The sequence below is a fragment of the Noviherbaspirillum soli genome (assembly GCF_015352955.1).
Taxonomy (GTDB): Bacteria; Pseudomonadota; Gammaproteobacteria; order Burkholderiales; family Burkholderiaceae_D; genus Noviherbaspirillum_A; species Noviherbaspirillum_A soli.
In genome coordinates this window covers 1-17,930 of the sequence record NZ_JACYOX010000033.1, presented here as the reverse complement: position 1 = coordinate 17,930, position 17,930 = coordinate 1, and the positions used below count along the sequence as shown (strand labels likewise).

Here is a 17,930-nt window from a genome sequence, read left to right as displayed (position 1 = left end):
TCATCCGGTGTGCCGCGTCAGGCCGCGTTCGCTTCCGCCGCCTGCGCCGCGCGCAGCAGCACCTCGAATTCCGCAGCGGGCAGCGGCTTGCTGCTCAGGTAGCCCTGGTAGTGGTCGCAGCCCAGTTGGCGCAGGTAGGCCAGCTGCTCGTCGGTTTCCACGCCTTCCGCGATCACCCGCAGCCGCAGGCTATGGGCCAGCGCGATCACCGAGCGCACGATGGCGGCGTCGTCGGCATCCGAGCTGATGTCGCGCACGAAGGAGCGGTCGATCTTCAGTGTGTCGAGGCGGAACTGCTTGAGATAGCTGAGGCTGGAATAGCCGGTGCCGAAGTCGTCCACGGAAATATGGATGCCCTGCGCATGCAGCCGCTCCAGGATCTGCGCCGCTTCGGCCGGGTTGTGCATCACCACGCTCTCCGTCACTTCCAGTTCCAGGCAGCTCGCCGCCATGCCGGTTTCCGTCAGCACGCCAGCGACGAAGTCGGGCAGATTGTTCTGGGCAAACTGGTAGGCCGACAGGTTCACCGCCACCCGCAGCGGCGCCAGGCCGGCCAGCTGCCATGCGCGGTTCTGGCGGCAGGCCTCGCGCAGCACCCAGGCGCCCAGCGGGATGATGAGGCCAATGTCCTCGGCCACCGGGATGAAGTCGTTGGGCGGCACCAGGCCGCGTTCCGGGCTGCGCCAGCGCACCAGCGCTTCCATCGCATGCACCGCGCCGCTGGCGACATCGACCTTGGGCTGGTAATGCAGTTCGAACTCGCCCAGGTCGAGTGCGCGGCGCAGGTCGCGTTCCAATGCCAGGCGGGCGCCGGCGGCGGCATTCATCTGCGGCGTGAAGAACTGGAAGTTGGCGCGGCCCATCTTCTTGGCGTGGTACATCGCGCTGTCGGCATTGCTCATCAGGTCGCGCAGCTGGCTGCCGTCTTCCGGATAGAGGCTGATGCCAATGCTGACCGACACATTCTGCTCCTGGCCTTCCACCTCGATCGGCAGGGCCAGGCGCTCCAGCAGCTTCTGGGCGACATTGGCCGCAACCTCGGGCGCGGCCACTTCGGCCAGCAGCACCACGAATTCATCGCCGCCCAGACGCGCCACGGTGTCCTGCGCCCGCAGCGCCTGGCCCAGGCGCTCGGCCACGCCCTGCAGCAGCTTGTCGCCGTAGTGATGGCCCAGCGAGTCATTGATGGTCTTGAAGCGGTCGAGATCGAGGAACATCAGCGCAAAGCCCTTGCCCGAGCGTTGGCCGGAGGCGATGGCCTGGCAGATCCGGTCTTCCAGCAGGCTGCGGTTGGGCAGCCGGGTCAGGCTGTCATGCAGCGCCATATGGTGCAGCTGCCGGTTGGCATGGCTCAGGGAATTCACCAGGCCCGCGGTGCGCGAAGCCAGCCGCGAATCCACCACCGACAGCAGCAGCGTAATGCTCAACAGCGACAGCGACGCCAGGCCGACCAGCGCGGCCAGCCAGTTGCCGTCGACGCCGCCTTCGACCATGCAGATGCTTGCCATGTCGAAGCGCGCCGCTTCCATGCCGGTATAGTGCATCGCGATCACGGCCAGGCCCATGATCACCGCGGCGCCGGCCTTCTTCGCATGGGCGGCCAGGTTATGGCCGGCGCGCAGCGTGAAGGCCAGCCACAGCGCCGCGATCGAGGCGACCACGGCAATCGCCACCGATGCCAGGAAGCCGGCGGGGTCGTAGTGAATTGCCGGGTCCATCCGCATTGCATGCATGCCCATGTAATGCATGCCGCAGATGCCCAGTCCCATCAGCAGTCCGCCGATCAGGAAATGCGGCGTGCGCACGGTGGGCCGGGTGACGATGCGCAGCGCGAAGGCGGATACGCCGATCGCCACCAGCAGCGACAGCAGGGTGGTCCTGATTTCATAGCTCACGCGGATCGGCAGGGAAAAGGCCAGCATGCCGATGAAGTGCATGGCCCAGATGCCGCTGCCCATCGCCAGCGCGCCGCCGGCCAGCCACAGCAGGCTGGTGCGTCCCTCCGTCTCGGTCACGCGGCCGGTCAGGTTGAGGGCGGTATAGGAAGCCATCATGGCAACCGCAACCGAAAGGGACACGAGACCTAGATGATAGCTGCCGGTCAGATAAGTCAGGGAGGAGTCCATTCGCGGTCGTTGATGTTAATAGTGATGTACTGCAACATTTTAACAGTCTTGAGAAAAGCCTGATGACCCTCCGCTTTAGTCTGTTTAGGGCGAATGGCGCACGCTTGTGTTATAGAATCTTCCACACTGCCGCCATGGCGGCAACGCGACCGGGACACCTGGCGCGCCAGATCAGGGGATGATTATGAAGATCGCAATAGCCGGCGCCGGCATCGGCGGGCTGGCATTGGCGCTCATGCTGCACAAGCGCGGCATCGAGGCTGAAGTATGGGAAGCCGTTGAGGAATTGAAGCCGCTGGGCGTGGGGATCAACCTGCTGCCCCATGCGGTGAAGGAGCTATCCGAACTCGGGCTGGAAGACACGCTGGCGGAGATCGGCATCAAGACCTCCCAGCTGGCCTATTACAACCGGCATGGACAGCAGATCTGGGCCGAGCCGCGCGGCCGCGCCGCCGGCTATGACTGGCCGCAGTTTTCCATCCATCGCGGCGCGCTGCAGATGGCATTGCTGCGGGCCGCCACGCAGCGCATCGGCGCGGACAAGGTGCACCAGGGCCATGCGCTTGAATCCTTCGAACAGGACGATGCCGGCGTGGTGGCGCGCTTGCGGCGCCGCACCGACAATGCGCTGGTGGAAACCCGGGCCGACGTGCTGGTGGGCGCCGACGGCATCCACTCGGCGCTGCGGCGCCTCCTGCATCCGGTCGGCGACGAGCCGCGCTTTTCCGGGCGCATGCTGTGGCGCGCCATCACCGAGACCCAGCCGTTCATGGATGGCCGCTCGATGTTCATGGCAGGGCACCAGGACCAGAAGTTCGTCGCCTACCCGATTTCCGAGCCGCTGCGGCGACAGGGCCGCTCGCTGATCAACTGGATCGCGGAACTGCGCGTGCCGGACGGCGCGCCGCCGACGACCGACTGGAACAAGCGGGTCGACCGCTCGGTGTTCGCGCCCGCATTCGCCGACTGGAAATGGGACTGGATCGACATCCCGGCCATCATCGAGGGCGCAGCCACCATCTACGAATTCCCGCTGGTGGACCGCGACCCGCTGCCGCGCTGGACCGTGGGCCGGGTCACGCTGCTGGGCGACGCCGCCCATCCGATGTACCCGATCGGCTCCAATGGCAGCGCGCAGGCGATCCTCGATGCCCGCTACCTGGCCGACTGCCTTGCCGAGTGCGGCGAAGGCCGCAGCAGCCTGCTGTATGCGTTGAAGGAGTACGAGGCCGAGCGGCTGCCGCGCACCGCCGGCATCGTGCTGCGCAACCGCATGAACGGACCGGAGCAGGTGATGCAGATGGCCGAGGAAAGGGCGCCCAACGGTTTTTACAGTATCGACGAAGTGATTCCCTATGCCGAGCGGGAAGCCATATCCCAGCGCTACAAGCGCCTTGCCGGCTTCGACAAGCAGTCGCTGGCCGCCGCGCCCAAGCGCTGAACCTCTCAACCCAATCAAGGGAGCCGCATGGCGATCTGGAAGAAATCATTCACGCTGGAAGACCTGAAAGAGCGGCATGTGGATACCGCCGAAGGCCATCTCGGCATCGAATTCTGCGCCATCGGCGAGGACTGGCTGGCCGCGCGCATGCCGGTCGACGCCCGCACCGTGCAGCCGTTTCGCATCCTGCACGGCGGCGCTTCGGCATTGCTGGCCGAGTCGGTGGGCAGCTGCGCCGCCAACCTGTGCGTGGACCAGGAGAAATTCTATTGCGTGGGCCTGGACATCAATGCCAACCATGTGCGCGGCGCCAGCAGCGGCTGGGTCACCGGCACCGCCCGTCCGCTGCACATCGGCAAGTCCACCCACGTGTGGCAGATCCATATCACCAACGAGGCCGGTGCGCTGGTATGCGTATCGCGCCTGACGATGTCGGTGCTGCGCCGGCCGGCACCAGAAGCGCCGGGCTAGCTTCGTCCGAATCATCATCCGCGCAGTCATCAACCAATAAAACAACGACAGAGGAGACCAGCATGACATCAGCAAACCGCATCGCCGCCGCCATCGCCCTTGCCTTCGCCGCGCTGCCGGCCTGGGCCGACATCACGGTGGGCATTTCCGTATCGACCACCGGTCCGGCGGCCTCGCTGGGCATACCCGAGAAGAACACGGCGGCGCTGCTGCCCACCAGCGTGGCGGGGCAGAAGATCAACTACGTGATTCTCGACGACGCCACCAATCCGACCGAAGCCAACAAGAACGCGCGCAAGTTCGTCACCGAGAACAATGCCGACATCATCTTCGGCTCGTCGGCCGTGCCCACCGCGCTGGCCATCGCCGAGGTCGCCAGCGAAACCAAGACGCCGCAGATTGCGCTGGCGCCGGTGGAGCTGGCCGATGCGAAAAAGAACTGGGTTTTCGTCGTGCCGCAGCACAATGCGCTGATGGCGCAGGCGCTGGCCAGCCACATGAAGGCGGCCGGCGTCAAGACGCTGGGCTTCATCGGCTTTGCCGACGGCTACGGCGAAGGCTGGGCGCGCGAGATGACCAAGGCGGCGGAAGCGGCCGGCATCAAGGTGGTGGCCAGCGAGCGCTACAACCGGACCGACACCAGCGTCACCGGCCAGGTCGTCAAGCTGGTCGCGGCCAACCCGGACGCCATCATGATCGCCGGTTCGGGCACCCCGGCGGCGCTGCCGCAGACCGCGCTGGCCGAGCGCAACTACAAGGGCAAGATCTACCAGAGCCATGGCGCGGCCAACAAGGAATTCATGCGCGTGGGCGGCAAGGCCGTGGAAGGCGCGGTGCTGCCGGTGGGTCCGGTGGTGGTGGCGGCGCAGCTGCCCGACAGCCATCCTTCGAAGAAGGTCGGCGTCGAGTACACCCGCCAGTACGAGGAGAAATACGGCGCCGGCTCGGTGTCGTCCTTTGGCGCGCACATGCTCGATGCCTACAAGCTGTTCGAGGCCGCAGTGCCGACCGCGCTCAAGGGCGGCCAGCCGGGCACGCCGGCCTTCCGCCAGGCGCTGCGCGACGCGATCGAGTCGGGCCGGGAAGTGGTGGGCGCGCATGGCGTGTTCAACATGAGCCCGACCAACCATTACGGCCATGACGACCGGGCCCGGGTGCTGGTGCGCATCGACAAGGGCGAATGGAAGCTGCTGGGCGACGCCAAATAGGAGGCTCGCATGGGATCCGCGGATATCGAGCGCGACCCGGCGCGGCTGTTCGCCGCGCCGCGGGTGCGGCTGTCACGGCGCGACGACGGCGCGATCCTGCTGTCTTCGCCGCAGCCGCTGCAGGCCTATCCGCGCTGCGTCGGCGCGGACCTGGAACACTGGGCGGACGAGGCGCCGCAGCGGCTTTTCCTGGCCGAGCGCGCCGCCGATGGCGCATGGCGCGAACTGCGCTATGGCCAGGCGCGGCAACAGGTCAGGCGCATTGCCGCAAGCCTGTTGCAGATGGGCCTGCCGGAAGGGCGACCAGTGGCGGTGCTGTCGGACAACAGCATCGAGCATGCGCTGCTGATGCTGGCCTGCCTGCATGTGGGCATACCGTATGCCGCGCTGTCGCCGGCCTATTCACTGATGTCGCGCGACCATGCCAAGCTGCGCGCGCTGGTGGCGCGCCTGCGGCCCGGCCTGCTGTATGCGGCGTCGGCGCAGCGCTACGGCGCCGCGCTGGCCGCCATCGAGGGCCTGCACCAGGCGGCGCTGGTGGTGTCGGACGATGGCGATGTGCCCGCCGGCGCGCAGCCGTTTTCCAGCCTGCTGGCGCACGAGGACGAGGCCGCGGTCGATGCGCGGCATGCGCTGGTTGGCCCGGATACGATGGCCAAGATCCTGTTCACCTCCGGCTCCATCGCCGAGCCCAAGGGCGTGATCAATACCCAGCGCATGCTCTGCGCCTCGCAGCAGGCCAAGGCCCAGCTCTGGCCCTTCCTGGCCGACACGCCGCCGGTGATCGTCGACTGGCTGCCCTGGAACCACACTTTCGGCGGCAACCATAACTTCAACCTCGTGCTGCGCCATGGCGGCACGCTGCATATCGATGGCGGCAAGCCGGCGCCCGGCCTGTTCGACGCCAGCATCGCCAATCTGCGCGAGATCGCGCCGACGCTGTACTTCAATGTGCCGCGCGGCTTCGACATGCTGGTGTCGGCCTTGCGTACCGACGCCGCGCTGCGCCGCAATTTCTTCTCAAGGCTGCAGCTGATGTTCTACGCCGGCTCGGCCCTGCCGCAGAACCTGTGGGAAGATCTGATCGCGCTGTCGGTCCAGGAAACCGGCCAGCCGGTGCCCATGGTCACTGCCTGGGGTTCGACCGAGACCGCGCCGCTGGCCACCGATTGCCATTTCCAGGCGCCGCGCTCCGGCGTGATCGGCTTGCCGGCGCCCGGCGTGGAACTGAAGCTGCTGCCTGCCGGCGGCAAGCTGGAAATTAGGGTGCGCGGCCCGAACGTCACGCCCGGCTACCTCGACCAGCCGGAGCTGACTGCAAGGGCCTTCGACGAGGAAGGCTATTACCGCATCGGCGACGCGGTGCGCTTTGCCGACGAGAGCAAACCGGAAGCGGGACTGGTGTTCGACGGCCGCGTGGCGGAAGACTTCAAGCTCTCCAGCGGCACCTGGGTCAATGTCGGCGCGGTGCGCATCAAGGGCATCGAGCTGCTGGCGCCGGTGGCGCAGGACATCGTGGTGACCGGCCATGATGGCGAGCAGATCGGCTTCCTGGTGTTCGCCAGTCTGCCGGCCTGCCGCGCGCTGGCAGGCCTGCCGGCCGGTGCGCCGGCGGCGGAGGCGCTGGCGCATCCGGCGGTGCGCGACAGGGTGCGGCAGGGACTGCGTGCGATGCGTGGCCTGGGCGGCGGCAGTTCCACCTATGCCACCCGAGCGCTGCTGATGAGCGAGCCCGCTTCGGTGGATGCCGGCGAGATCACCGACAAGGGTTATATCAACCAGTCCGCCGTGCTGGCGCGGCGCGCGCAGATGGTGAGCGCGCTGGCGCAGGGCGGGGATGGCGTCATCGGTATTGATGGCTGAACCCCTGTTGAGATACCGTCTGCCTGCCTGCCTGCCTGCCTGCCTGCCTGCCACCAGCCACCAGCCATGATCCCTTCCCGCCGGCGGATCGCCAGGCGGGTCTCTCGCAGTATTTGCCGTGAGCGCACAGCCATGTCGCCTGCCAAGGCGCGCCATATGGCGTCCTGCTATCTGTGCCGCATCAAGCACGACTGAAGCGCGCAGCCTCATACGCAGCGCATGGCGCACGCCGTTCCCGGCTCCAGGCATGGTCTCCATGACGCCTACATCCCTGTTATGTCATTACCTCGTTCGCCTTGTCAGCCTGGTCACGCCGCCATATTTCGTGCTGGCAGCCTTGCTGATGCCGGCGCGGCATGCATCGGCGCAAACGCCGGCAGTCAGGGTGCTTCCGAAGCCGGGTGACGCCGATCCGGTCGGCGACTGCTGGCACAAGGCCACACCACGACCCGCATCACGGTACCCGAGCAGGACTTGTCGGCCGGCACGCTGACCCTGCTGCCCGGCATCATCCGCGCCATCCGGTTTGCCGACACTGTCCGGCAGTTCCAATGGCGCAGCGCCTTTCCCGCCGCACCGGGCGACCTGCTGAACCTGCGCGACGTCGAGCAGGGCCTGGAGCAGATGAAACGCCTTCCCAGCCAGGACGTCGACATCGACATCATGCCGGGCGAGCAGGCCGGCGAGAGCGAGTGGTGCTGCGCGTAAAGGGCGGCAAGCCCTGGAGGCCAGCTGACGAATGGGGGGCTTGTGCGGATCGATAGGCAGCCAGCGTAGCCTGGGTTGAGTGCAGCGAAACCCGGGGCATGCCTGTCGGCATGCAAGGCGCGGAACGCATTGGGTACGATCCTGATTTGATCCAACTGATTGGATCAGCCAGCGAGGACACTGCCAGGTTCGGCAAGGCGGTGTGAAGAAGACAGCGGCGGCGGGAGGGCGATGTCAGGCATAGCCGCCGCGGCTTTGCCAATCGCATTCCTGATTGTTGGCTTGGGTTGCCCGGGTTTCGCTTTGCTCAACCCAGGCTACGTCTTTATGCGCTCGCTTCTTCGCTTGACTCAACCTTGCCTGGGCTGCTCCGCCCCGGCATTCGCCCCCGCCACTGCAACCGCGGTCATGTTCACGATCCGCCGCGACGTGGCGTTGGGCGTCAGGATATGCACCGGCTTGGCCGCGCCCAGCAGGATGGGGCCGACCGTCACGCCCTGGCCGCCGGTGATCTTCAGCAGGTTGAAGGCGATGTTGGCCGCGTCCAGGCTGGGCATCACCAGCAGGTTGGCGCCGCCCGACAGGCCGGTGCCGGGCAGGTAGTGACGCCGCACGTCTTCCGACAGCGCCGCGTCGCCCTGCATTTCGCCTTCCAGTTCCAGGTCGGGCGCGGCCTTCGCAACCAGGTCATGCGCGGCCCGCATCTTCCTTGCCGAGGGGCGGTTCGATGAGCCGAACATCGAGTGAGACAGCATCGCCACCTTGGGCTGCAGGCCGAAGCGGCGCACTTCCTCCGCGGCCAGCTGGGTGATCTCGGCCAGCTGCTCGGCGCTCGGGTCGTCGTTGACATAGGTATCGGTAATGAAGAGCGTGAACTTGTCCAGCATCAGCGCGTTCATCGCGGCGAAGGTGCTGGCGCCCGGCGCCAGGCCGATCACCTCCTGCACATGCTCCAGGTGATGCTCGAAGCGGCCCACCGTGCCGCACAGCATGGCGTCGGCATCGCCCATGTGCATCAGCATCGCGCCGATCAGGGTATTGGAACGGCGCAGCGCGGACTTGGCCATGTCGGGCGTGACGCCGTCGCGGCCGCGCAGGCCGTGGTAGGCCTCGTGGTAGGCGCGGTAGCGCGGGTCGTCTTCCGGGTTGATCAGCTCGAAGTCGGCATCCGGCTTCAGGCGCAGGCCGGCCTTCTCGATGCGCATCTGGATCACATGCGGACGGCCGATCAGGATGGGCCGCGCCAGTCCCTCGTCGACCACGGTCTGCACCGCGCGCAGCACATTCTCCTGCTCGCCTTCGGTGTAGACCACGCGCCGCGGCGCACTCCTGGCGGCCGAGAATACCGGCTTCATGATCAGGCCGGTGTGATAGACCAGCTGGCTCAGCTGCTGGCGGTAGGCCTCCATGTCGGCGATCGGGCGGGTCGCCACGCCGGACTCGGCGGCGGCCTTGGCCACCGCCGGCGCGATCCGCTCGATCAGGCGCTGGTCGAAAGGCGTGGGGATCAGGTAGTCGGGGCCGAAGGTCAGGTCCTGGCCTGCATAGGCGGCCGCCACCGCGTCGTTGGTCTCGGCTTCGGCGAGGTCAGCGATGGCGCGCACGCAGGCCAGCTTCATCTCCTCGGTGATCTTGGTGGCGCCGCAGTCGAGCGCGCCGCGGAAGATGTAGGGGAAGCACAGCACGTTGTTGACCTGGTTCGGATAGTCCGAGCGGCCGGTGGCGATGATGCAGTCGGGCCGGGCGGCCTTGGCGACTTCCGGGCGGATTTCCGGCTCCGGGTTGGCCAGCGCCAGGATCAGGGGACGCTCGCCCATGGTCTTGACCATCTCGCCGGTCAGCACGCCGGCGGTGGAGCAGCCGAGGAAGACATCGGCGCCCTTGACGATGTCTGCCAGCACCCGGGCGCTGGTGTCCTGCGCATAGCGGGCCTTGTTGGCTTCCATGTTGGCTTCGCGGCCTTCGTAGATCACGCCCTTGGAATCGGCCACGAAGATGTTCTTGCGCTCGACGCCCAGGCTGACCATGATGTCCAGGCAGGCGATCGCGGCGGCGCCGGCGCCCGACACGGCCATCTTCACATCGCCGATCTGCCTGCCCACCACCTTCAGCCAGTTCAGCAGGGCGGCGGCGGAGATGATGGCGGTGCCGTGCTGGTCGTCATGGAAGACCGGGATATTCAGGCGCTCGCGCAGCTTCTTCTCGATGTAGAAGCATTCCGGCGCCTTGATGTCTTCCAGGTTGATGCCGCCGACGGTCGGCTCCAGCATCGCGATGGCGTCCACCAGCTTGTCCGGGTCATGCTCGGCCAGTTCGATATCGAACACGTCGACGCCGGCGAATTTCTTGAACAGGCAACCCTTGCCTTCCATGACCGGCTTGGAGGCCAGCGGGCCGATATTGCCCAGCCCGAGCACCGCGGTGCCGTTGGTGATCACTGCCACCAGATTGGCGCGCGAGGTGTATTCGGCGGCCATGGCTGGCGTGGCGGCAATGGCTTCGCAGGCATAGGCGACGCCGGGCGAGTAGGCGAGCGACAGGTCGCGCTGGTTGGAAAGGGCCTTGGTTGGCGTGACCGAGATCTTGCCGCGGGTCGGGCTGCGGTGATATTCGAGGGCTGCGTCGCGCAGTTGGTCTTCCTTGCTTATTGATTGGTCCATGATGAGTTCCGGGTAATGGCGCAGCCAGGCGCGTTGACATGAAGGAGCGCGGTGCGGGAGGCGCACCGTATCAAGCCGCTACTATACCTCCGGCTTGTGCAAGCGCAAGGCGTGGGGCACGGGCCTGTTTCATGCGTCATTGATAATGCCCATGACCGCGCGCTTTTGATGGAACTTGCGTCTGCACCACTTTGCCTAAAACGTTTTGACATGCGCCTGTGCTGGTCCGGGACGTCCTTCGGCGAGCCTGCATCATGCCGGATCGCGCAGGTGCGCCACGCAGGACTAGGGAGAATGAATGAATGTCGGAAACGATACGGGCAGCGCACTGAATCCGCCGGACGAGATACCGGTGCTGGACTGTTTGATCATCGGCGGCGGTCCCGGCGGCCTGACTGCGGCCATTTATCTGCGGCGCTTTCACCGCAACATCATGCTGATCGACAAGGGCGAGAGCCGGCTGTCTCTGATTCCTGTAAGCCACAACTACCCCGGCTTCCCGGAAGGCGTGCAGGGCACGGCCCTGCTGCAGAGCCTGCGCGACCAGCTCGGTGCTGCGGGAGGCGAGGTCACGCAGGGCGAGGTCACCAGCATCGGGCGCGATGAGAAGAGCTTCCACGCCGACTGGAATGGCGGCCGGGTGCGGGCGCACAAGGTGATCATGGCCACCGGCATCGTCGACATCGGCCTGCCCACCGAGAACTGGCGCGCGGCGGTCAGGCATGGCGCGATCCGGCTTTGCCCGATCTGCGATGGCTACGATGTCACCGACCGCCGCATCGCCATCGTCTGCGGCCAGGACAACCGGGTGGCGCATGCCCGCTTCATGCGCACCTTCAGCGCCGATATCACGCTGCTGCTGCCGCAGGACGCGCCGCCGCTGGACGAGGAGGAAAAGACGCAGCTGCACGAGGCCGGGGTAGCCTGGCTGGAGGCGCCGGCGCTGGATGTGTCGACCCGGGACAGCCGCACGCCGCTGGTGCATACCGCCGATGGCCAGCAGCATGCCTTCGATGTGCTGTACCCAATGCTCGGTGAAAACGCGCGGTCGCGGCTGGCGGCTGAATTGGGGGCGGAACTGGGCGACTGCGGTGACCTGGTCGTCGACATCCACCAGCGCACCACGGTCGATGGCCTGTATGCGATCGGCGATGTGGTGGTGGGCATCAACCAGATCAGCGTGTCGACCGGACAGGCAGCGGTTGCCGCCACCGATGTGCATAACCAGCTGCCGGCCTGCCTGCGCTGCGCAGACCGCGAGCGGGCTGCGCAGGCGCAGTCAATTCATGCGCCGCGGGTCGCGGAATCGACAGATGCTTTCCAGATCGGTTAATGTGCTGCATCTGACAATAACCCAAAGGAATCCCGATGAAACGAACCGCCATGCTTGCCGCTTCCCTTTCGCTTGCGGCGCTGTCCGGGTGCGCCTTCCTGCCGCCCGTGCCGATTGCCGTGGCCGACTTGAGCCCGACCCAGGGCAATACCGCCAACGGCACCGCAACCTTTGTCGAGCGCAGCGGCAAGATCCTGGTGGATGGTCGTTTCAAGGGCCTGACGCCCGGCCAGCACGGCATCCATATCCATGAGAAAGGCGACTGCAGCGCGCCCGATGCAATGAGCGCCGGCGGCCATTACAACCCGACCGGAGAGCAGCATGGCGCGCCTGGCAGTGGAACACATCATGGCGGCGACCTCGGCAACATCACCGCCGACGCCAATGGTGACGCCACCCTCAACGTGACACTGGATACCGCCCGCTTCGGCATGAGCAAGCTTGCGAGCAATACCATCGCCGGCAAGGCGGTGGTGATTCATGCCGATCCGGACGACCTGGCCAGCCAGCCGGCCGGCAATTCCGGCAAACGCGTTGCCTGTGGCGTGATCCGCATGCAGTAAGCGGCAAAGGCGGCTTGTCCGGCCAGCCGGGCAGGCAACGCCGGTTCGTGGTGTCCTACACCAGCTTGGCCGGCTGTCCGACTGCATGGCCGATGGCAATAGGGCTATGCTGCGACGATCTAATCGTGTCGTCGGGGCCAGGCCATGAATCTGTTCAACCGTCTACCAAATTCCAGGACCGCGCCGCCGGGCCTAGAGCGTCGCATCTGGCGCGCGCTGCCCGGCGTGCTGGCCCTGGGCACGATGCTGCCGGCTATCTACATCCTCATGCTGCATCTGCTGACGCTCGACAGCGGCGAGGGCATGGCGCGCAAGGTGGAAATGTCGCGCTACCTCGCCACCGGCGCCATTCTGTTCAACTGGATGGTCGTGATGCAGGCAGCCATCCTGTGCGCCATCGTGATGGTGATGAAAGGCCATGCCTATGTGGCCGACGCCTATCACTTGCCGGACAGCCCTGCACCCCGGCCCTGAGCATCGCTTGCCTGATCTCGAACGGCAACCGGGCATGTAATGGCCGGAGTCGTCTGCCAGGCATTCCGAGCCCATTTCCACACCTTCCTCCACGCCGCTTTCTCCTCGCCAATTAAAATTTGTGCTTGATCAAGGCTTGTTCGCGACGTATCGCCGAACCTGTGCTAACCGGCCGGAAAGCGGGCGATCCGCAGCCCGGCGATGGATTCCACCGGGCAGAGGAAAGTACTGCGGATGAAATACAAGGACTATTACGACACCCTGGGCGTAGAGCGTGATGCCGCACCCGAGCAGATCAAGAAGGCTTACCGGAAACTGGCGCATCAGTACCATCCGGACATTTCCAAGGACCCGGAAGGCGAGGCCAAGTTCAAGGAAGTGCAGGAAGCGTATGCCACCCTGAAGGATCCGGAGAAGCGCGCCGCCTATGATGATCTGGGCCGCCGTCCCGCCGGTGAAAGCTTCGAGCCGCCGCCCGACTGGGGCCAGGGTTTCGGCTCCGGCGAAAATTTTTCCGATGTCGACCTGGCCGACCTGCTGGCTGCCTTCGCTTCCGCGCGTGGCGGCCGCGGCGGGCGGCGGGCGCAGCGCGGGCAGGATGCCGAGGCGACCGCGCCGGTGACGCTTGAGCAGGTCAGCGAGGGCGCCGAGGTCGACCTGCGCTTTAATTTGCCGGAATACGATGCGCGCGGCCTGCTGCACCATGTTCCCCGCACTTTCCGCGTGCGCATTCCCAAGGGCGCGGGCGACGGCCAGCGGCTGCGCCTGGCCGGCAAGGGCGGGCCGGGCCGCAACGGCGGTCCGCCCGGCGACCTCTACATCGCGATCCGGCTGCAGCCGCACCCGCTGTACCGGGTCAGTGGCCGCGACCTGTATATCGACCTGCCGCTGACGCCAGCCGAAGCCGTGCTGGGCGCCAGCGTCGAGGTGCCGACCCTGCGTGGCCGGGTGGAACTGAAGGTGGCGCCCGGCACCGCCAGCGGCCGCCAGTTGCGGCTGTCGCGGCGCGGCCTGCCAACCGCCGACGGCGGCCATGGCGACCTGTATGCGGTGGTGCGCATCGAGGTGCCAGCATCGCCGACTGCGCGCGAGCGTGAACTGTATGAGGCGCTGGCCAAGGCGTCGGCATTCAATCCGCGCGGTCACTTTTCCCGGAAAGGCTGAGCATGGATGGCATGACGATGGAAGCCGTATGGCTCAATGAAGGCCAGACCTGCAGCTTCCTCGCCCTGATCGAAGCATCGGGTCTGACTGGCGAGGAAGTGCAATGGCTGATGGAAAGCGGCGCCCTGATGCCGCTGCCGGCGGCGCAGGCAGAATCGCAGCCGCAGCCGCAGGAGAGCCTCAGTTTTCCTGCCGCTGCGTTGCCGGTGGCGATGCTGGCGCGGCGACTGCGCGATGACTTCGAACTCGACCGCGCGGGCCTGGCGCTGGCGCTGCGGCTGATGCAGCGCATCGATACCCTGGAGCAGGAAATCGAGCGGCTGCGCGCCCGTTTGCCGGCGCGCAGCCATCCCGCCTGAACTTGCTGGCAATGAGGGAAGACGGTTGCACGCGCTGGCGGCAGGGTCGGGCCAACTTTTAAGTTAAATCAAGTTTCCTTCAGTAATCTGGACAATCTTGAAACTTTTTTTGGAAGGCCGGGGTAAGATTTCGCCATCTTTTAACAAGGGGGATGGAGATGAAATTCCGCGTTCTGGCCATTTTCCTGGCATGCGCAGCAAGCAGCATGGCCCACGCCGGGCCATTCAACAACTTCATGGATGGCCTGGGCGGCGGATGGAATAACGGCGGGCAGAGCCGTAATCTCGACCAGACGCTGGCCAACGTCAGCGCCCATCTGAACCGCGATGTGCCCATCACGCTCGACGCGGATACCCGACTCGACCAGGTCACTTCCGAGCCGGGGCACAAGCTGACCTATCACTACACGCTGACTTCGGTCGAGTCTAAGGACATCAAGCGCACCGAGTTCCTGAAACTGGTTCGTCCGCCGCTGCAGGCGCGCCTGTGCGAAAGCAATGAAATGCGCGGCTTCCTCAAGCATGGCGTCACCATTTCCTATCAATACCGCAGCAAGGACGGACGCCCCCTGGGTACCGCACGCTTCACGGCCAGCGACTGCGGCCTGCAGCAGGTTTCCTGAGCGCCGGCATGCATCGCCTGGCTTATCCATTGCTATTGACGAGCTTGCTCTGCGCCTGCACCCAGAGCGGGCTGCACGCCTCGCAGCCGCTGTCGGAGACGCCGCAGGTTGGCGCCCTGCAGAACCTGCCGGTGGTTGCCGAACCAAGAGGCATCGTCGGCGAATTCTGCCCGCCGGTGCTGGCAGCCAAGGGCGTCTGTTAAAGCCTTTTCCCGGCTCGCCTCATTCGTACTGCTTCAGTTCCGCCAGCGTGTTGATGTTGCGGAAGGCAGCCTCGTCCTCGAACAGCACTTCGGCGGTCTTGAGCGATGCATACCAGGCGTCGATCTTGCGGCCGCCGCCGCGCAGATACTCGGTCAGATGCTGCAGCAGCGACGCTTTCATCAGGCAGAACACCGGGTGCGCCTGGCGTTTGCCATTGCCTTCGGTCACGGCGACCGCAAGATCCGCATCGGCATCGGCCAGGCCTTCGGCCAGGCGCGCCACCAGGTCGGTAGGCAGGAAGGGCGAGTCGCAGGGCGCGGTCACCATGTATTCGGTCATGCAGTGAACCAGACCGGTGTGCATGCCTGCCAGCGGCCCTTCGAAACCCTGGATTTCATCCGGCCAGACCGGCAGGCCGAATGACTCGTACGGCCCCAGGTTCTGGTTGGCATTGATCATCAGCTCGCCGACCTGCGGCTGCAGCCGCATCATCACATGCAGCGCCATCGGCGCGCCGCGGAAGGTCTGCAGTCCCTTGTCGACATGGCCCATCCTGCTGCCGCGTCCGCCGGCCAGGATCAGCCCGGTTATCTGTTCAGTGTCCATTCTTCTTTCGTCCTTTTGCTGCATGGTGTTCAAGCCGCTGGCCCGTGCCGGGCGGGCGCTATTGTAATGCCGGTCCGAAGGCCTCGCCCAGCGACAGGATGGCGCCGCTGTCGCTGGCTTCATAGCCGGCCAGCGCATCCACTGCGGCGCGAAACGGCGCCGAGCGCAGGATATCCAGCGCCTGCTTCATCAATGGCTCTTCCAGCGAGGCGCTGCGCGCCGCCAGGAAATAGCGTTCGGCCAGCAGGGGCACGAAGCCCAGGCCGAAGCGCTGGGCCGCGGTCTGCACGCCAAAGCCGACATCGGCCATGCCGCTGGCAATGTAGGCGGCCACCGCCGAATGGGTGAACTCGGCGTTCTCATAGCCGTTGATGGCTTCCGGCTTCAGGCCGGCGCTGGCCAGCATCAGTTCCAGCAGCATGCGGGTGCCGGAGCCGGCCTGGCGATTGACGAAGCGCACGCCGGACCGGGCCAGGTCGGCCAGGCCGGCAATGCCCAGCGGATTGCCGGCGGCCACGATCAGGCCCTGGGTCCGGGTGGCCAGGTGCACCAGGCAATGGGAACGCGGCGACAGCCATTGCCGGTAGCGCCCGGCGGCCTGCGGCTCATGCTCCCCCAGCGGCACATGGAAGCCGGCCAGGTCGCATTCGCGCCGCGCCAGCGCGGCCACTGCGTCGCTGCTGTTGCGGTAGCGCAGTTCGATCGGCAGGCCGGCGGCGTTGATGTGGTTCAGGAAAGCCGCCACCGCAAAGCCGTGGCTGGCATCGAGCCGGATCGCCTGCGTGTCCGCGCCGACCAGCCTGGCCAGTTCGGCTTCCAGTTCCGAAGCCAGGCTTTCCAGCGTGGGAGAAAGCCGGGCGGCAATGCGGCGGTCGGCCCAGATCAGTTTCTCCGCCAATGGCGTCAGGCGGGTGCCGCGGCCGCGGCCGCTCTGCATCAGGCCGTGCCCGAAGATGCGTTCAGCATCGCGCAACAGGCCCCAGGCATAACGGTAGGACAGCCCGACCGAGCGGGTGGCTTCGGCAATCGAGCCGGTTTCATCGATGGCGCGCAGCAGCCGCAGCAGGGCGCCGGTGTCCAAAGGCGTTTCCGCGCCGCTGCTGATTTCCCACTGGGGACTGATGGTGACCTTGTACATTCGGCTTAATATAGCTTATTGCGATGTCGGCGAGCCAGTGCTATTTTGCACACATAGGATGAAAAATACATAAGTCTTTATGTTCATGAAAACATAAAGGCGATGCCAAGGCAGCCCCAGAAGCTGTCGCCACCCATTCCATGCGAGGAGCATCTTGAACCAGATCGTCATTCCCATCCTGGCCGTCGGCGCCACCCGTGAACGCAAGCGCCAGGCGCCCAAGGGCCGGCGGGTCGATCCGCAGGCCCTGTCCGAAGTGCAGGCGCTATTGGGCGACATGCCGCGCCGGCGCGACCTGCTGATCGAGTGCCTGCACCTGATCCAGGACCGCTACCGCTGCCTGTCGACCCAGCATCTGGCCGCGCTGGCCCAGGAACTGCGCATGGCCCAGACCGAGGTCTACGAGGTCGCCAGCTTCTACCATCATTTCGACATCGTGCGCGAAGGCGAGGACAGCCCGGCCGCGCTGACCGTGCGCGTGTGCGACGGCATCGCCTGCGAACTGGCCGGCGCCGGCGAACTCATCGAGCGCCTGCCCGCCATCCTCGGCGCCGACGTGCGCGTGCTGGCCGCGCCCTGCGTCGGCCGCTGCGAACAGGCGCCGGTGGCCGTGGTCGGCCAGAAGCCGATTCCCCAGGCCCGATGCGAGACCGTGCAGGCCGCCGTGCAGGCAGGCGAAGTCGCCGACACGCCCGCGCCCGGCTATCTCGACCATGCCGGCTATCTGCAGCAGGGCGGCTACCAGCTGCTGCGCCAGTGCCTCTCCGGCGAGCGCGATCTCGACAGCGTGCTGGCCGCGATGGAATCGTCCGGCCTGCGCGGCCTGGGCGGCGCCGGCTTTCCGGCCGGGCGCAAGTGGCGTATCGTGCGGGCCGAGGCCGGCCCGCGCCTGATGGCGGTCAACATCGACGAGGGCGAGCCCGGCACCTTCAAGGACCGGGTCTACCTCGAAACCGATCCGCACCGCTTCCTCGAAGGCATGCTCATTG

Annotated in this window: 16 protein-coding genes and 1 pseudogene; 13 read left to right on the top strand and 4 right to left on the bottom strand. The window is 66.1% G+C overall.

Translation table 11 applies throughout. The features are described from left to right. Window positions 1–17 precede the first annotated feature (17 nt). Window positions 18–2,054 carry a putative bifunctional diguanylate cyclase/phosphodiesterase gene (locus IGW04_RS19680; protein WP_228527236.1) on the bottom strand — a complete coding sequence of 679 codons (2,037 nt, stop codon included), beginning with the start codon at window positions 2,052–2,054 and terminating at the stop codon, window positions 18–20. 256 nt (window positions 2,055–2,310) lie between these two features. Here IGW04_RS19680 and IGW04_RS19675 point away from each other — a divergent pair, with 256 nt between their 5' ends. The 5 genes and pseudogenes from IGW04_RS19675 to IGW04_RS19655 all read left to right on the top strand — a co-directional run. Next, complete coding sequence (locus tag IGW04_RS19675; RefSeq protein WP_194714801.1) at window positions 2,311–3,567, top strand: flavin-dependent oxidoreductase; 1,257 nt, start codon at window positions 2,311–2,313, stop codon at window positions 3,565–3,567. Between the two features lie 27 nt (window positions 3,568–3,594). Continuing rightward, window positions 3,595–4,038, top strand: a complete 444-nt coding sequence (locus IGW04_RS19670; RefSeq protein WP_194714800.1) for a hotdog fold thioesterase — start codon at window positions 3,595–3,597, stop codon at window positions 4,036–4,038. A 62-nt stretch (window positions 4,039–4,100) separates the two neighbouring features. Next, on the top strand, window positions 4,101–5,246 hold the full coding sequence (locus IGW04_RS19665) for an ABC transporter substrate-binding protein (RefSeq protein ID WP_194714799.1): 1,146 nt from the start codon (window positions 4,101–4,103) through the stop codon (window positions 5,244–5,246). A gap of 9 nt (window positions 5,247–5,255) precedes the next feature. Next, the gene (locus IGW04_RS19660; protein WP_194714798.1) at window positions 5,256–7,109 is read left to right on the top strand and encodes a feruloyl-CoA synthase; all 1,854 of its coding nucleotides are present in this window, start codon (window positions 5,256–5,258) and stop codon (window positions 7,107–7,109) included. A 423-nt stretch (window positions 7,110–7,532) separates the two neighbouring features. Further along, window positions 7,533–7,834 (top strand): annotated as a pseudogene (locus IGW04_RS19655) (POTRA domain-containing protein); the annotation flags it as partial. A gap of 333 nt (window positions 7,835–8,167) precedes the next feature. Here the strand turns inward: IGW04_RS19655 and IGW04_RS19650 are convergent. Further along, window positions 8,168–10,477: an NADP-dependent malic enzyme gene (locus tag IGW04_RS19650; RefSeq protein WP_194714797.1), complete on the bottom strand. Its 2,310-nt coding sequence runs from the start codon at window positions 10,475–10,477 to the stop codon at window positions 8,168–8,170. A gap of 298 nt (window positions 10,478–10,775) precedes the next feature. On the opposite strand from IGW04_RS19650, the gene IGW04_RS19645 reads away from it, so the two are divergent. From IGW04_RS19645 to IGW04_RS19615, 7 genes are all read left to right on the top strand, one after another. Beyond that, entirely contained in the window at window positions 10,776–11,810 is a 1,035-nt protein-coding gene (locus IGW04_RS19645; RefSeq protein ID WP_194714796.1) for an NAD(P)/FAD-dependent oxidoreductase, read from the top strand. A 35-nt stretch (window positions 11,811–11,845) separates the two neighbouring features. Next, on the top strand, window positions 11,846–12,373 hold the full coding sequence (locus IGW04_RS19640) for a superoxide dismutase family protein (protein WP_194714795.1): 528 nt from the start codon (window positions 11,846–11,848) through the stop codon (window positions 12,371–12,373). 144 nt (window positions 12,374–12,517) lie between these two features. Further along, the gene (locus tag IGW04_RS19635) at window positions 12,518–12,847 is read left to right on the top strand and encodes a hypothetical protein (RefSeq protein WP_194714794.1); all 330 of its coding nucleotides are present in this window, start codon (window positions 12,518–12,520) and stop codon (window positions 12,845–12,847) included. Window positions 12,848–13,081: 234 nt separating this feature from the next. Further along, entirely contained in the window at window positions 13,082–14,011 is a 930-nt protein-coding gene (locus IGW04_RS19630; protein ID WP_194714793.1) for a DnaJ C-terminal domain-containing protein, read from the top strand. A gap of 2 nt (window positions 14,012–14,013) precedes the next feature. Continuing rightward, a complete protein-coding gene (locus IGW04_RS19625) occupies window positions 14,014–14,370 on the top strand; it encodes a chaperone modulator CbpM (protein ID WP_194714792.1) in 357 nt (118 codons plus the stop codon). Between the two features lie 158 nt (window positions 14,371–14,528). Next, window positions 14,529–14,993, top strand: coding sequence for a PA3611 family quorum-sensing-regulated virulence factor (locus IGW04_RS19620; RefSeq protein WP_194714791.1), 465 nt, complete (start codon window positions 14,529–14,531; stop codon window positions 14,991–14,993). Between the two features lie 8 nt (window positions 14,994–15,001). Next, a complete protein-coding gene (locus IGW04_RS19615; protein ID WP_194714790.1) occupies window positions 15,002–15,196 on the top strand; it encodes a hypothetical protein in 195 nt (64 codons plus the stop codon). Between the two features lie 19 nt (window positions 15,197–15,215). On the opposite strand, the gene mobA is transcribed toward IGW04_RS19615, so the two are convergent. Beyond that, window positions 15,216–15,803, bottom strand: coding sequence for a molybdenum cofactor guanylyltransferase MobA (mobA, locus tag IGW04_RS19610; protein WP_194714789.1), 588 nt, complete (start codon window positions 15,801–15,803; stop codon window positions 15,216–15,218). 58 nt (window positions 15,804–15,861) lie between these two features. Further along, the gene (locus IGW04_RS19605; protein ID WP_194714788.1) at window positions 15,862–16,941 is read right to left on the bottom strand and encodes a substrate-binding domain-containing protein; all 1,080 of its coding nucleotides are present in this window, start codon (window positions 16,939–16,941) and stop codon (window positions 15,862–15,864) included. A gap of 154 nt (window positions 16,942–17,095) precedes the next feature. On the opposite strand from IGW04_RS19605, the gene IGW04_RS19600 reads away from it, so the two are divergent. Beyond that, window positions 17,096–17,930 (top strand): NAD(P)H-dependent oxidoreductase subunit E (locus tag IGW04_RS19600; RefSeq protein WP_194714787.1); only part of this gene is annotated, 835 nt, incomplete at its 3' end.